Source organism: Catellatospora sichuanensis (assembly GCF_007483665.1).
Lineage (GTDB): Bacteria > Actinomycetota > Actinomycetes > Mycobacteriales > Micromonosporaceae > Catellatospora > Catellatospora sichuanensis.
The window spans coordinates 68746-83063 of sequence record NZ_ML660191.1 but is presented as its reverse complement, the minus strand read 5'-3'; the positions used below and the strand labels follow the sequence as shown (position 1 = coordinate 83063).

Here is a 14318-nt window from a genome sequence, read left to right as displayed (position 1 = left end):
CCTCCGCTTGGGCGGGGCCCTGGTCTGTGCGGGCGCTGCTCCCCCCGCCCCCCCCCCGGCGGCCACCACAGCACCCCGCAAGGAGCCGACCGCAATGCCATCCACCGACCTCTCCTTCGCCGACCGGGTCGTCATCGTCACCGGGGCGGGCTCGGGCATCGGGCGCGCCGCAGCGCTCGCGTTCGCCGAACACGGTGCCCACGTCCTGGGCCTGGGCCGCCGCGCCGAAGCCCTCGAAGACACCGCCCGGCGGCATCCCGCGGTCGTGCCGCTGGCGATCGACGTACGGGCGCCACACGCGGCCGACACCGTCGCGGCCGCCGCCGTCGAGCGGTGGGGACGGATCGACGTGCTGGTCAACAATGCGGGCATCACCGCGCTGATGCCGCTGGCGGAGGCCACGGCGGACCGCATCACCGACCTGTTCGAGGTCAACGTCACCGCGCCCAGCCTGCTCGCCCGCGCCAGCCTGCCGCACCTGCGCGAGACCCGCGGCTCGATCGTCAACGTCTCCAGCACCTACGGCCGGCGGCCGCTGCCCGGTGCGTCCCACTACGCCGCGTCCAAAGCAGCCGTCGAGCAGCTCACCCGCAGCTGGGCGCTGGAGCTGGCCGCTGAGGGCGTACGCGTCAACGCGGTCGCCCCCGGGCCCACCGAGAGCGAGGCGCTCGGCGCGGCCGGCCTGTCCCCCGAGCTGCTCGCCCACATCAAGAAGCAGGAGGCCGAGCGCATCCCGCTCGGCCGGCGCGGCGAGCCGCACGAGGTCGCCACCTGGATCCTGCGGCTGGCCGATCCCGCCGCGGTCTGGCTCACCGGACAGATCCTGGCCGTCGACGGCGGCCTGGAACTCATCTGAGCATGGGAGGGATCATGCCTGGCGACGACTACGCACCGGGACGCTGCGGGCTACTGCTGATCGACACCGTGAACGAGGTGTTCGACCCCGAGGGCAAGGGCCATCCGCTGTACCGGGACGAGTTCGACCGGATCGGCACCTTCGACAACCTGCGCCGGCTGCTGGCCGGTGTCCGGGCCCGCGACGTGCCCGTGTTCTTCTCGGGGATGTCCTACACCGACGAGGAGTACGCCGGCTGGAGCCGCCTGTCCGGGATCCACCGCGAGATGTTCGACAACCGGCTCTTCCAGGCCGGCAGTTGGGGCGCCGAATTCCACCCGGAGCTGTCACCGGGCCCCGGCGAGGTCGCGCTCGCGCCGCACAAGAACATCGACGTGTTCGCCAGCACCGACCTCGACACGCAGCTGCGCCACCACGGCGTGGAGTTCTTCGCCGTCGCCGGGATGATCGGCACCATGTGCGTCGAGTCGACGGCCCGCAGCGCGATGGAACGCGGCTACCACGTCACGACCATCCCCGACGGCACCGCGTCCGATGCCGGTCCGGCCGCATACGACGCCATGGTCGCGCGCTATCCGCTGTTCTCGCACGCGACCCTCACCGTCGACGAATACCTGCGGGCGCTCGACGCGGCCCGCCGCTGATACGGTGCGTGCCGCAGCGCGGCGAGAGCGGGCCGCGCGCCTGACGGCGGAGGCGGCACATGGACGACGGCGCGACCACCCTGGACAGGATCCTGGCCGGTGAGCCCTCGACCGAGGCCTGGGCCGACGCCGTGCCGCTGCTCGTACGCGCGCATCCGGACGTCCTCGCCGCCGCGCTCCCTCGGTTGCTCGACTGGCCCGCACGGTACAGGCCGATGCCCGACAGCTGGTGGGACGAGCAGCGCGCCGGGCAGGACCGGCCGTGGCACCGGTCGGCCGCCTGGCGCGAGCTGGGCGATCTCGACGACGTCCAGAGCGGCGGCACCCCGCGGTCGCCGGCCGAGGACGAGGACTTCGCCAACTTCGGCGAGGGGGCCGTCTCGGTGGCATGCCCGCCGGACCCGGCCTGGCTGGTGCTGTGCGCGGCGGCCGAGTGGCACCACAGCGGCGGCGACATCGTGGTGTGGGGCACCGGCCCGGACGTCCCCGGCCGGATGCTGCTCAACGGCAGCCACTTCCACGACGAGGCGCTGGACGTGCAGCTCAGCCCGGACGGCTCGGTCGCGGTGGCTTCGGTGGAGGGGCGTCTGCACGCCTGGCGGACGCCCGGCGGCGAGGCGCTGTGGCGGCTGGACCTCGGCCCGGTGCGGGAATCCGTCGACACCTTCGACATGGCCCGCATGACGGTCCGGATCGGGTTCAGCGGGGACGGCCGTCGCGTCGCGGCCGGTTCCGTGGCCCGCGGGCTGCGCGTGATCGACTCCGCGACCGGCGAGGTCCTCGTCGAACTGCCGGTCGACACCTGCGGCCCGGTGGCGCTCGACCACGCGGGCCGGTCGCTGGCCCACGGCGGCGAGGCGGGCGGGATCGTCGTACGCGACGCGGCCTCCGGCACGGTCAGGTTCCACCACGACACGGGGCTGTCGACCGTGAACGCGCTGGCCTTCGCCCCGGACGGCACCGGGCTGCTCGTCGCGGGCGCCGCCCCGGACGAATCCCCGGCCGCGGTGCTGCTCATGCTCGACGGGGACCGGGTCGTGGACGGCCGCCTGGTCCGGCCGGAGGGCCTGCCGCCGGACCTGTCCGGACGGTCGCCGCTCGCCGCGGTGTCCACCCGCTGCGTATGGGGTGGGCACGGACCCCTGGTGCTCGCCGTCGACGACGGCGGTGCGGTGCTGTTCGACGCCGCGGGAAGTCTCCTGTGGACCGAACCCGCCGGGGCCGTCGGCGGCTTCTCCCCCGCCGGGGACATGCTCGCCGTGCTCGGCGACACCGTCGGCGTGGTGCTGCTCGACGGGTTGAGGCCGACGCCTCCTGCCATGGATCGGTGAAAGGCAGGAGGCGTCAGCCGATCGTCAGTTCTTCTTCTTCCAGACGAAGAACCGGATGGTGCTCGTGTTGTTGTCGGGGTTCGGGTCCTCGGTCGTGCTCGCCACCGTGGCGGTGTTGGTGAGCTCGCCCTCGGCACGGATCCTCAGCTTGATCGCGAACTCGAGCGTGCCGCCCGCCGCCAGGCTCTCGGCGGTGCAGGTCACGACGTGGTCCTGCCCCGAGTCGTAGGTGCAGGCCGACGGCAGCGACTCCACGCCGACCTTGTCCGGACGCAGCGGCAGCGTGTCCAGCACCGTGATGTTCTGTGCGTCCGACGGGCCGAGGTTGCGGACCGTCAGCGTGAGCAGCACGATGGTGCCCTTGTCCTTGTCCTTCTTGTCGCCGGACGTGACCGCGTTCTGCTCCTGCCAGGTCTGCGTCGCCGCGGCCTCGATCGCGAGGTCCGCAGAGGTCGCCACCGTGGTCTCCGCCGTGGCCGTGTTGTTCGTGTCGAACGGGTCGGGGGTCGTCGAGGACACCGTCACCGAGTTGCTCAGCGTCGTGCCGTCCGGCACGTCCGCCCCGACCGCCACCGTCAACTTGACCGTCCGGCCCTCCGGGCCCACCGCGAGTGTGCCGAGCGTGCAGACGACCTCACCCGGCTCCTCCGCGGTGCATACGGCGTCGCCGCTGCTCTCCACGAACGTCGTGCCGGCGGGCAGCGTGTCCGTCAGCACGACGTTCTCCGCGTTCGACGGGCCGGCGTTGGCGGCGACGATCGTGTACTTCAGCTGCTCGCCGGCCGTCACCGGGTCCGGCGAGTCGACCTTGGTCACCGACAGGTCGGCCGACGCGGTGACATCGGTGGGGACGCTGGCACGGACGTCGTCGTTGTCCGGGTCGGCGGTCGCGCTGGACACGATGGCGTCGTTGAACAGTCGCGTGCCGGGCACCAGGTCCACGGCGACCCGGCCGACGACCTCGATGGTCGTGGTCGCGTTCGGGTCGCTGGCCAGGTTGCCCAGGCCGCACTCCAGCCGGCCGCCGTCGGGCTGGCCGTGGGTGCACGTGCCGACCTCGGGCGTCACCGAGACGAAGGCGACCCCGGCGGGCATGGTGTCGCGCACGACCACGTCACGAGCCGTCGACGGGCCGTTGTTGGTCACCGAAATGGTGTAGGTGAGGGTGCCGCCCGCGTCGACGGTGGTGTCGCCGGTCTTCACCAGGCTCAGGTCAGCCGAGCCGAGGAAGTCGACGCGACCGGTCGCCTTGTTGTTGCCCTTGTCCGGGTCGGCGGTCGTGCTGCGTACCGTCGCGGTGTCGTTGATCTGGGTCACGTCCCCGGCGGTCACGACGACCCGCACCACACCCCGCGTCCCCGCCGCGATCGTCCCCAGCGTGCAGTTGAGGGTGAAGTCACGGGTCGGCTCGGTCGGGATCGCCGCGCAGGTCCCCGGGCTCACCCGCACCCGGGACACCCGGAACGGCGCCGCGGAGGTGAGCACGTCGGTCAGTGTCACGTTCTGGGCGTCCGACGGGCCCAGGTTGTCGACGTAGATGTCGCAGTAACCCTCGGCGCCGGCCGGAGCGGGCTCGTCGGGCTTGCACACCTTGGTCAGCGACAGGTCGGCGGCGGTGGCCACCCTGGTCGTCGTGGTCGCGCTGCTGGACGAATCGTCGTCCGGGCTGGTGACGGACGCCAGGTTGACGAGCTCGAGTCCGGTGAAGTTCGCGTCGACGCGGACCTGGACCACGAACTGGACCGTCTGGGGAGCTCCCAGCGTGCCAAGCCGGCAGGTCAGCGTGCCGGGGCTCTCGTCGCACGGTATCGAGCTGGCCAGGAAGTCCACGCCGGCGGGCAGGGTGTCGGTGACGACGACGTCCCGTGCCCTGGTGTCCCCGCTGTTGGTGACGGAGATCGCGTAGGTGATCTCCTCACCGGCGAGGACCGTTTCCGGCGTCGCCGCCTTGGTGATGGCCAGGTTGGCCGCGAGCGCCTGGTTCGACAGCGCCCGGCCGACGGCGCGTGTGGTGCCCGCGCCCTTGCTGATGATGTTCGTCGCGTGCGGCAGGCCGCGTACCGGCACGGACCGGTCCGCTCCGGCCCGCGGGCTGACGAGCGCCGGGCCTGACGGGCCGGCGGCCGCCGCGGCCGCTGGTGCGACCACCGCGAGTCCGCCGGCCATGGCCAGCGCGACCTGCGCGGTGAGAAGGCGTCTACGAGACAACGGTGTCCCCCTGTCCTGGTTGATCTGGGTGCGTCACCCAATTCATCAACGCGCCAGGGTTACTTTGCGTAAGGGCTCAACTACTTTTGGTATGGGCGGACGCACCCCCGCCCGCTTCGCGGCCCGGCCCTATGCCGACGGTCGTTCCTTGCGGCCCGCTTCGAGTAGCTCGATCATCTCGGCGATCCGCAGCGGACGCTGCTCCGGGCGGCGCTTGGTGGCGTCGATCCAGCGCAGATACGCCCGGCGGTAGAACTGGGCCAGCGAGTCGAAGAACGCCCCCGCCCCCGGATGGGCGTCGAGCGCCGCGGCCACGTCCTCGGCGAGGTCCGCGCGCTGCGGTCCCTCGGGCACGAGCTCGACCGCCACCGTCCCGCCGACCTGGACACCGCAGTCGCGCAGCCACGCCGGGCCCAGCGTGAACCCGAACCCGTCCCCCACCGCCTCGACCACTCCCCGCACCCGCATACCGCCGACGGTGCCGGCCACGTGGTGGCGCGGCTTGACTCCCCATACGGCGTCCGGATCGAACGGCACCGGGACCATGACTCCGGCCCGGGCGGCGGGGCCGACCACGGCATCGAAACGAACAGGTTCCACAGCATCCGATCCTCGCACCTGCCACGGCGGACACGGCGCGGGCCCCGGACGACGAATCGTCCGGGGCCCGCGCCACGCTGTAGCGGTCACACCGTGCCGCGGCCGCGCACGCCTGCGAGCAGCGCCACGCCGAGGGCGGCCAGGCCGACCTGGAAGACGAGTTCGATCCAGTCGATGCCGTCCGTGACGGCGACGCCGACGGCCTGCGCGATCGCGGTGCCGATGATGGCCGCGACGATGCCGACCACGATGGTCAGCCAGATCGGCAGGCTCTGACGACCGGGCACGACCAGGCGTCCGAGCGCGCCGACGACGAGTCCGACGATGATGGCCGAGATGATACCGGCGACGGTCATGGTGTGCTCCTTAATGCGTGAGTCGGGGTTGCTCCGCGTCGCTTGGCTGCCCGGATCCCCGCCGTGTCAAACCTTGCTCCGCTCAGCGCACTCGGTGGCACCGAGGTTCGCCAACCCGGCCCGCGGCCATGCCGTTTCCATCAGGATGGACAGTGGCGCCACGGGGGTGGGGGTCGAAGAGGAAGGGACGACACGATGGCGGAGCACACGAGCAGCAGCGGTTCGGCAGCCCGGGGGCAGGACCACTCGGACATGGCGGGTGACATAGACACGATGACCGTCAACCAACTCCGCGGCTGGCTCAAGGACCACGGTGTGACCGGGACCTCGGGCATGCGCAAGGAGGACCTGGTCAAGGCAGCGGTCAAGACCATGCGCTCCGACCAGGGCACTGCCTCACCGAACATCGCGACCGGCAAGAAGAGCACGGGCGCGACGACGAGCAGCGCGGCCACCCACAAGACCGCCGGGGGCACCGGCAAGAAGACCGCCCACGCCACGGCGGGCCCGCGCACCGAAGCCGGCTCCGGCCGCGCCGCCGAGACTGCCTGGGAGAGCGGCAACGACGACGTGATCGACCTGTTGCTGGCCCACCACGAGCAGATCAAGCAGCTGTTCGGGCAGATCGCACGGGCGCAGGGCGAGCAGAAGCAGGCGGCCTGGCAGCAGCTGAAACACCTCCTGGTGCTCCACGAGAGCATCGAGCAGCAGCTGGTACACCCGCTGGCCGCCCGGCGGGTGCCCGACGGCGAGGACGTGATCGAGTCGCGGCTGCAGGAGGAGCAGCAGGCCACCGAGGACCTGTCCCGGCTGTACGAGATGGGCGTCGACCATCCGCAGTTCGACGACGGCCTGATCGAGCTGCGCGACGCCGTCGTCGAGCACGCCGAGCTCGAGGAGGACGAGGAGTTCGGCTACCTGCGTGAGAACGTGCCGACCGAGCAGCTGATCGGCCTCGCCGCCGCGGCCCGCGCCGCCGAGCGGATCGCGAACCGGCCGCACGCGGACATGCCCGCGTCGGGCCCGCAGAACGGCTCGCCGGCGGCCATCGCCGACCGGGTCCGCGACGCGCTGCGCGATGCCGTGAAGTGAACCGGTCCGGCCGCAGCGCCCGCCGTGCACCTGACCGGCGGGCGCCGCGGCGTGCCCGGACCGGCTACGGTGACCGCCGCCCGCCACGCGGCGTCAACCTGCGGGCCAGGTAGCGGGCGGTGTGGCCGTCGGTCGCGGCGACACGCTCCGGGGTGCCCGCCGCGACGATCCGGCCGCCCGCGTCGCCGCCGCCCGGCCCCAGATCGACGACCCAGTCTGCGGTCGCGACCACGCTCATGTCGTGCTCGACGATGAGCACCGTGTTCCCGGCCTCGACCAGGTCCTGCAACTGGCCCATCAGCAACTCGACGTCCGCGGGGTGCAGGCCGGTGGTCGGCTCGTCCAGCAGGTACAGGGTGTGCCCGCGGTGGGCGCGCTGCAGTTCGGTGGCGAGTTTGATGCGCTGCGCCTCGCCGCCGGACAGTTCGGTGGCGGGCTGGCCGAGCCGCAGGTAGCCGAGGCCGACCTCGTGCAGGGTGCGCAGGCTGCGGGCCGCCGCGGGCACGTCGCCGAGGAAGCGCTCGGCCTGCTCGACGGTCATCGCCAGCACGTCGGCGATGGTCGCGCCACGGTACGTGATCTCCAGCGTCTCCGGGTTGTAGCGCGCGCCGTGGCAGGCCGGACAGGTCGCGTAGGTGCCCGGCAGGAAGATCAGCTCCACCGTGACGAAGCCTTCGCCCTGACACGTCGGGCAGCGGCCGGCCGGCACGTTGAACGAGAACCGCCCGGGGTCGTAGCGGCGGGCCCGCGCCTGTTCCGTGCCCGCGAAGACCTTGCGCACGGCATCGAACATGCCGGTGTAGGTGGCGAGGTTCGACCGGGGGGTGCGGCCGATCGGCTTCTGGTCCACGCGCACCAGCCGGTCGAAGTGCTCCAGGCCGCGCACGTCGGCGGCCAGCACGTCCTGATCGTCGACCGGCGCGACTGCCGTCTCCGCTTCCTCGTCGTCCTCGGGCCCGGCCGTCGCGACGCCGAGGTGGCGGGCGACGACCTCGGCCAGCACCTGCGTCACCAGCGTCGACTTGCCTGACCCGGACACCCCGGTCACCGCGGTCAGCACCCCCAGCGGCAGGTCGGCGTCCAGGTCGCGCAGGTTGTGCCGGTTGACGCCGCGCAGCCGCAGCCAGCCCGTGGGCTGCCGTGGTTCGCGCCGCCGCGGACGTGCGCCGCCGGGGAACAGGTACGGGCGGGTGGCCGAGTCGGCGGCGTCGCGCAGCCCGGCGACCGGTCCGCTGTAGACGATCCGTCCACCGGCCTCGCCCGCGCCGGGCCCGACGTCCACGAGCCAGTCCGCGCGGCGTACCACGTCCATGTCGTGCTCCACGACGAAGACCGAGTTGCCCGCGGCCCGCAAGTGGTCGAGTACCTGCAGGAGCGGCTCGGCGTCGGCGGGATGCAGGCCGGCCGACGGCTCGTCGAGCACGTACACCACACCGAACAGTCCGGAGCGCAACTGGGTGGCGATCCGCAGCCGCTGCGCCTCGCCCGGCGACAGCGTCGGCGCGGGCCGGTTGAGCTGCAGGTAACCGAGCCCGAGGTCGACCAGCACTCCGATCCGTTCGCACAGGTCGGCGGCGAGCGTGCGCGCGACCTCGCTGCGCTCCCCCGACAGCGAGGACTCCCACGCCGGCTCGGGATCGGGCAGTGTCGCGGTGGGCCGCAGCACCTCGGCCACCTCCGCCAGCGGCAGCGCGACGAGTTCGGCGATGGTGCGCCCGGCGAACGTGACCGCCAGCGCCTCCGGTCGCAGCCCGGTACCGCCGCAGGTGGGACACGGCCCGACCGTCACGAAACGCAGCGCGCGTTCGCGATTGCGCTCGCTCTTGGAGTTGGCCAGCGTGTGCATGATGTGCGACTGCGCGCTCCAGAACCGGCCGTTGTACACCGCCTCGCCACGGTCGCGGTGCGGGTGCACCTCGACGACCGGCTGCTCGTCGGTGTAGAGGATCCAGTCCCGCTGCGACTTCGGCAGCCGGTGCCAGGGCCGGTCCACGTCGACGCCGAGCGCGACGAGGATGTCGCGCAGGTTGACGCTCTGCCACGCGCCGGGCCAGGCCGCGACCGCGCCATCGCGGATACTCAGCTTCGGGTCGGGCACCATGAGCCGTTCGGAGACCACGTGGGTGCGGCCGAGGCCGTGGCAGGTCGGGCAGGCGCCGGCGGCGGTGTTCGGCGAGAACGCCTCGGCCTCCAGCCGCTGCGCGGTGCCGGACGGGTAGGTGCCGGCGCGGGACAGCAGCAGCCGCAGCAGGTTCGACAGGGTGGTCAGTGTCCCCACCGTCGAGCGGGCCCCGCCCGAGCCGCGGCGCTGCTGCAACGCGACCGCCGGCGGCAGCCCGGTGATCTCCTTGAGTTGCGGTGCGGGCAGCTGGTTGAGCAGGCGGCGGGCGTACGGCGCGACCGACTCGAAGTACCGCCGCTGGGCCTCGGCGTAGATGGTGGCGAACGCGAGTGAGGACTTGCCGGAGCCGGAGATGCCGGTGAACGCGACCAGAGCGTCGCGCGGCAGGTCCACGTCGACGTCGCGCAGATTGTGCACCCGGGCGCCGCGGACCCGGATGAACGGATCGTGAGCCGACGGGCTCGGTTGCCGCGTCCTGGGCACGCTCGCCTCCCGACCTGGCGGAATCGCTCCCCGCCGAGCATATCGAGATCATCGGAGTTGCCAGGCACCTGTGCGTTTCTGAACCGCGCATACGCCCAGGTGCCTGGCAGGTCGACCGATCTTGCGCGACCGCGCGGCCGCTCAGCCCTGGCGGGTCTTCTGGCGCGGGTCGGCCTTGTTGATCACGAAAACGGCGCCATGGCGGCGCACCACGATCGAGTTCGGCCGGTTCTTGAGACTGCGGAGCGAGCTTCTGACCTTCATCTGACACCTGCCCTTTCTCGTTGCGCCATCGACAACCACCACGATGCGACCAGCATTCCCCCAGCTCAGCCCGATCGCCAGCGCGATCGCCCCGACAAACCCGGCAAAACGCCATGTCCCGGCGATGAGACGCGCGATGATCGGGCTGAGCAGATACGACCTACCAAGGGAGCATCATGAGCACGTCGTCCGCGCCGGGAGCCGGCGGCTTCGCCGGACAGCCGGTGCCCGTACAACCCGTCGACCCCAGCAGGGCCATGGTCGCCGTCGCCACCTATCCGGAGTACGCCGACGCGCAGCGCGCGGTGGACTTCCTGTCCGACAACAAGTTCCCCGTCGAGCACGCCGCCATCGTCGGCACCAACCTGCGCATGGTGGAGCAGGTGCTCGGGCGCATGACGACCGGCCGGGCCACCCTGTACGGCGCGGCCGGCGGCGCCTGGTTCGGCCTGTTCATCGGCCTGCTCTTCGGCATCTTCGTGCCGACGAACTGGCTCGCCGTCGTGCTGACCGCGGTCGTGATCGCCGCGATCTGGGGCGCGATCTTCGGCGCGATCGCGCACGCCATGTCCCGCGGCAAGCGTGACTTCACGTCCAGCCGCTCGCTGCAGGCGGGTGAGTACGCCGTCAGCGTCACCGCCGAGCACGCCGACCAGGCACGGCAGCTGCTCGCCCGGCTCACCACGCCGCCCGCCACCGCGGCAGGCTGACGGGCTCCGCCCGGCGTCCTCCCACCGGCGCCGCCGACCGGCGAGCCCTGTCGGCACGCGGCGCGGGCACGGCGGGTCGACCGCCGCTCACTTGATCGGTACCCCTCGGCTGGGCGTGGCGTCCGGCAGGACGCCGTCGACGCCGCGCGGAGCAGCGTGTACCTGAATCCCGGAACCATCACGTTTCGCCTCGTACATCGCGATGTCCGCATCCCGGAGCAGGGCGTCGAACTGCACGTCGGAGCCGACGGCGATGCCGATGCTCGCCCGTGCCGACAGCTGATGACCGTCGATCAGCACGGACTCTGCCAGCGCGCTCAGGATGCGGCGGGCGGTGGCGACCGCGCCCTCGACGGTGGTTCCCGTCAGCAGCACCACGAATTCGTCGCCGCCGAGGCGGGCCACCGTGTCGGTCGGCCGGACGCACCGTCGCAGCCGATCGGCGACGACGACCAGCAGCTGATCGCCCACCGGGTGACCGAGTTCGTCGTTGACCGCCTTGAAATCGTCGAGATCGAGTAGCAGAACGGCCTCCTGGCGCACCGGCTCGCGCCGCAGCTGCCGGGCCTTCTCGTTCAGCAGTGCCCGGTTGGGCAGCCCGGTGAGCTCGTCATGGGTGGCCTGGTGGCGCAGCAGGTCCTGCAGCGTCCTCGCCTCGGTGACGTCGCGGATGTTGATGATGACCCCGGAGACGTCGGCCTCCTCGAGCCGGTTGGTGGCCAGGGCCTCGCCCCAGCGTGTCGAGCCGTCGACATGGTGCGCCTGAAGCTGCCGGCGCACGCTGCCCGCAGGGTCGGCGATCACGTCCGCCAGCAGCTTCTCGACGGCGGCCACGTCGTCGTGGCGCAACATGCTGGTCAGGGGTCGGCCGACGGCCTGCTGCGGATCGACGCCGAGCAGGTCGCGCAGCGCGGGACTGGCATAGCGGACCAAACCGTCGGCGTCGACGAGCAGGGTGAGGTCGGAGGCGTGCTGGACCAGGGACCGGAAGCGCTTCTCCTGGTGGCGCAGCCGGTCCAGCAGCTGCGCGTTGTCGGCGAAGGCCAGGTTCTGGCGGCACAGAACCAGTGTCACGACCGCGCCGGCGCCGATCACCATCCCCCAGCTGCGGAACGACAGACCTTCCCGCCAGATCTCCGCCAGGAGCAGGACCTGGGTCGCGGCGACGGCGACGTAGGGCAGGCGGCTGTAGGCCGGACGCCGCCGTTTGGTCAGACCGCTGGGTTTGACCGCCATCTGCAGGTACTGCACCCGTGCAGCCACGGCGAACAACAGCGCCGCCGCCAATTGGGCCGCGTTGAGCAGCCGGATGTCGGAGGCGTGCATGTTGAGCAGATGCAGGACCGACCACGACCCGATCACCACACCGGCCCCGAGGGCCACTCCCGCCCCGGGAGTGAACGGCGCACTGCCACTGATCAGCAGCTTCACCGCCCCGAACACGGCCAGCAGCGCCATGGCGCTAGCCAGCACCGTGACATAGAGCCGTGCGGTGTTCGGCGGCGGCGTGCCTCCGGGCACGCACAGATGCCAGGCCAGCATGGCGAACGCGACCATGATCGCCGCCACGTCCAGTCGCAGACGTGCCCGTGCGCGGCACGCCAGGTCGAGGGGGAAGGCGAACATGGCCCAGCCCAGGATCGCCACCCCGACGGCGACGAGCAGGGTCCACACGATGACCGCGCTCTCACTTCGCGGCGGGCGGCCGAATCCGCCGAAGAGGGTGACCAGGTTGCCGAGCGCGAAGACCAGGCCACCGACGGCGATGCACCGCCAGAAGCGGCGCGCGGACGGGGCCAACCGCGGCTTGGCCACGACCTGCCTGCACAGCCAGGCGAAAAGCACCCACACCGCCGCCTGGACCGCGTCCACCACGCCCGTAGGCACGGGCGTCGCCAGCAGCACGGCGATCGACGCGAGCGCCGCAGCCGCCAGTGCGCCGAGAACAGGATCGAAGGATCGACCCCCGTGCCGCCGCGGCACGGAACCGTTCATCTGCAGCCCCCCACCGCCCGCGTCGGTGCACGCGTGGTCGACGGATCCGCCGGGTGACGCCCCATGGGCCGCGGATGATCTTTCGACCGTGGCCGCCGTCCTGCTCCGGCGATCGAATGTGCCAGTCCTCTACGCTACGCGGCCCCACGTGCCCCGGTCAGGCTCCTGCGAGGAACGTCCTCGGCTCAATCGTCGGTGTGCTTGCGGGTCGACCACCGGTTCACGACGAGTGCCCCGACCAGGGCCACCACCACACCGGCGTCCACGACGAGTTCCACCAGCCGGGTCCGAACCTCAGCCTCGGTCTGCATCGCGGACAGCCGAACCACCAGGGACAGGATGTGCCGGACCACCGCGATGACCGCGACCAGCAGGAACGGCTCCAGCATGAACCGGGCCCCGCGCAGGCTGGCCAGCACGGTCACGAAGATCTCCATGATGATGAGCACGAGCAGCAGGTCCTCGATGACGAGGATCAGCCGGTCGGGCACCGCCAGGTCGCCGCGGAACGCCTCCGCCACCGTGAGCACCAGCACCACCGCGCCGACCAGCAGCAGCACGAGCGCGGTCCCGTACAGCAGCACCCACTCGATCCGGGAGAGCAGGCGCAGCGCGGGATTGTCCGCCCGCTGGGCGTCGCCGGTGTCGACCAGGGTCTCGGCGAGCTTCGACGGCGAGGACTGGTCCGGGGCGTCTGCTTTGTCAGCTCCTGGAGGTCCATCTACCGATTCGGACACGTGATCAGGATATGCCCTGGTCAGAACAACCTGCCCGCCTTGACCTCGGCCGGCTCCTCCAATTCGAGCAGGAGCTGCTTGCGCTCCAGGCCCCCGGCGAACCCGGTGAGCCTGCCGTCGCTGCCCACGACCCGGTGGCACGGCACGATCACCGAGACCGGGTTGCGGCCCACGGCCTGCCCCACCCGCTGGGCCAGCGCCGGGTTGCCCAGTTCCGTGGCGAGCGCGCCGTAGGTGGTCGTCTCGCCGTGCGGGATCTCGCGCAGCAGCGCCCACACCCGCTGCTGGAAGTCGTCGCCGTACAGCGCGACCGGCACGTCGAACGACGTGCGCCGCCCGGCCAGATACTCGGCGAGCTCGTCGGCCGTCCTGGTGAACAGCGGGTCGCCGGCCGCGTCGACGTACGGGCCGATCGCCTCGGGCTTCGGCGGGTACCAGTGGCCCGGGAAGTACAGCCCGATCAGCTCGTCGCCGTCCGCGACGAACGTCAGCTCGCCGAGCCCCGTGTCGATCCGCGTGTGCCGCGCACCCATGACCTTCCCTCCCTGCCTCGATCCACCGATCGGCTACGACGACCCGGTCGCCTCAGCCGATCATTTCACCGGCAACCGGCAGCGGTCTCGCAGGATTGCGACACCATCCCCGTCGAGCTCGTCGCAGAATGCCTCCCGCCCGGTCATCGCCATCACCAGCGCCAGCGTCGGGCCGGACACCAGGACCCCGGAGCCGGCATGCCGCTGACCGCGCAACTCACCTCGGATGCCGAGCACGACCCGCTCAGCGGGCGGCCGCAGCTCGCGGTGTCCCGCCTCATCCAGGCGTTCAACAGGGTCGAGCACCTGTGACGCCCCGCCGTGGGGGGGGCGGGCGGGGGGGCCCCCCCCCGGGGGGGGGGCCGGCCCCCCGCGCGCGGGGGGGCC

13 protein-coding genes are annotated in these 14318 nt (G+C 72.0%); 5 read left to right on the top strand and 8 right to left on the bottom strand.

All coding sequences use genetic code 11. The features are described from left to right. Positions 1–94: 94 nt before the first annotated feature. Genes FLL47_RS13080 through FLL47_RS13070 form a run of 3 tightly spaced genes read left to right on the top strand, consistent with a single transcriptional unit; the run spans position 95 to position 2831 of the window. Positions 95–856 carry an SDR family NAD(P)-dependent oxidoreductase gene (locus tag FLL47_RS13080; RefSeq protein WP_144120778.1) on the top strand — a complete coding sequence of 254 codons (762 nt, stop codon included), beginning with the start codon at positions 95–97 and terminating at the stop codon, positions 854–856. Between the two features lie 14 nt (positions 857–870). Beyond that, positions 871–1500 carry a cysteine hydrolase family protein gene (locus tag FLL47_RS13075; RefSeq protein ID WP_144120777.1) on the top strand — a complete coding sequence of 210 codons (630 nt, stop codon included), beginning with the start codon at positions 871–873 and terminating at the stop codon, positions 1498–1500. A gap of 59 nt (positions 1501–1559) precedes the next feature. Next, a complete protein-coding gene (locus FLL47_RS13070) occupies positions 1560–2831 on the top strand; it encodes a WD40 repeat domain-containing protein (protein WP_144120776.1) in 1272 nt (423 codons plus the stop codon). Between the two features lie 24 nt (positions 2832–2855). On the opposite strand, the gene FLL47_RS13065 is transcribed toward FLL47_RS13070, so the two are convergent. From FLL47_RS13065 to FLL47_RS13055, 3 genes are all read right to left on the bottom strand, one after another. Continuing rightward, positions 2856–5039 carry a DUF7507 domain-containing protein gene (locus FLL47_RS13065; RefSeq protein ID WP_144120775.1) on the bottom strand — a complete coding sequence of 728 codons (2184 nt, stop codon included), beginning with the start codon at positions 5037–5039 and terminating at the stop codon, positions 2856–2858. Positions 5040–5168: 129 nt separating this feature from the next. Then, complete coding sequence (locus FLL47_RS13060) at positions 5169–5639, bottom strand: YdeI/OmpD-associated family protein (RefSeq protein WP_246157867.1); 471 nt, start codon at positions 5637–5639, stop codon at positions 5169–5171. An 86-nt stretch (positions 5640–5725) separates the two neighbouring features. Next, entirely contained in the window at positions 5726–5995 is a 270-nt protein-coding gene (locus FLL47_RS13055; protein WP_144120774.1) for a GlsB/YeaQ/YmgE family stress response membrane protein, read from the bottom strand. Positions 5996–6190: 195 nt separating this feature from the next. On the opposite strand from FLL47_RS13055, the gene FLL47_RS13050 reads away from it, so the two are divergent. Continuing rightward, positions 6191–7087 (top strand): hemerythrin domain-containing protein, encoded by an 897-nt coding sequence (locus tag FLL47_RS13050; RefSeq protein WP_246157865.1) that lies wholly within the window; start codon positions 6191–6193, stop codon positions 7085–7087. A gap of 64 nt (positions 7088–7151) precedes the next feature. Here FLL47_RS13050 and uvrA read toward each other — a convergent pair whose 3' ends face one another. Together uvrA and ykgO are read right to left on the bottom strand one after the other, a co-directional pair. Continuing rightward, positions 7152–9692, bottom strand: a complete 2541-nt coding sequence (uvrA, locus tag FLL47_RS13045) for an excinuclease ABC subunit UvrA (RefSeq protein ID WP_144120773.1) — start codon at positions 9690–9692, stop codon at positions 7152–7154. A gap of 141 nt (positions 9693–9833) precedes the next feature. Further along, positions 9834–9956: a type B 50S ribosomal protein L36 gene (gene ykgO, locus FLL47_RS13040; protein WP_120315119.1), complete on the bottom strand. Its 123-nt coding sequence runs from the start codon at positions 9954–9956 to the stop codon at positions 9834–9836. Positions 9957–10213: 257 nt separating this feature from the next. Here ykgO and FLL47_RS13035 point away from each other — a divergent pair, with 257 nt between their 5' ends. Then, positions 10214–10666, top strand: a complete 453-nt coding sequence (locus tag FLL47_RS13035; protein ID WP_144120842.1) for a general stress protein — start codon at positions 10214–10216, stop codon at positions 10664–10666. Positions 10667–10753: 87 nt separating this feature from the next. Here FLL47_RS13035 and FLL47_RS13030 read toward each other — a convergent pair whose 3' ends face one another. The 3 genes from FLL47_RS13030 to FLL47_RS13020 form a co-directional block, all read right to left on the bottom strand. After that, complete coding sequence (locus FLL47_RS13030) at positions 10754–12661, bottom strand: sensor domain-containing diguanylate cyclase (RefSeq protein WP_144120772.1); 1908 nt, start codon at positions 12659–12661, stop codon at positions 10754–10756. Between the two features lie 185 nt (positions 12662–12846). Next, a complete protein-coding gene (locus tag FLL47_RS13025) occupies positions 12847–13398 on the bottom strand; it encodes a phosphate-starvation-inducible PsiE family protein (protein ID WP_144120771.1) in 552 nt (183 codons plus the stop codon). Positions 13399–13418: 20 nt separating this feature from the next. Further along, complete coding sequence (locus FLL47_RS13020) at positions 13419–13931, bottom strand: methylated-DNA--[protein]-cysteine S-methyltransferase (protein WP_144120770.1); 513 nt, start codon at positions 13929–13931, stop codon at positions 13419–13421. Positions 13932–14318 lie beyond the last annotated feature (387 nt).

Bases quoted from the DNA above. Each gene is read 5' to 3' on its own strand.
- FLL47_RS13030 (WP_144120772.1), bottom strand. From the start codon at position 12,661: ATGAACGGTTCCGTGCCGCGGCGGCACGGGGGTCGATCCTTCGATCCT.
- FLL47_RS13020 (WP_144120770.1), bottom strand. From the start codon at position 13,931: ATGGGTGCGCGGCACACGCGGATCGACACGGGGCTCGGCGAGCTGACG.
- FLL47_RS13080 (WP_144120778.1), top strand. From the start codon at position 95: ATGCCATCCACCGACCTCTCCTTCGCCGACCGGGTCGTCATCGTCACC.
- ykgO (WP_120315119.1), bottom strand. From the start codon at position 9,956: ATGAAGGTCAGAAGCTCGCTCCGCAGTCTCAAGAACCGGCCGAACTCG.
- FLL47_RS13075 (WP_144120777.1), top strand. From the start codon at position 871: ATGCCTGGCGACGACTACGCACCGGGACGCTGCGGGCTACTGCTGATC.
- FLL47_RS13070 (WP_144120776.1), top strand. From the start codon at position 1,560: ATGGACGACGGCGCGACCACCCTGGACAGGATCCTGGCCGGTGAGCCC.
- FLL47_RS13035 (WP_144120842.1), top strand. From the start codon at position 10,214: ATGGTCGCCGTCGCCACCTATCCGGAGTACGCCGACGCGCAGCGCGCG.
- FLL47_RS13050 (WP_246157865.1), top strand. From the start codon at position 6,191: ATGGCGGAGCACACGAGCAGCAGCGGTTCGGCAGCCCGGGGGCAGGAC.
- FLL47_RS13055 (WP_144120774.1), bottom strand. From the start codon at position 5,995: ATGACCGTCGCCGGTATCATCTCGGCCATCATCGTCGGACTCGTCGTC.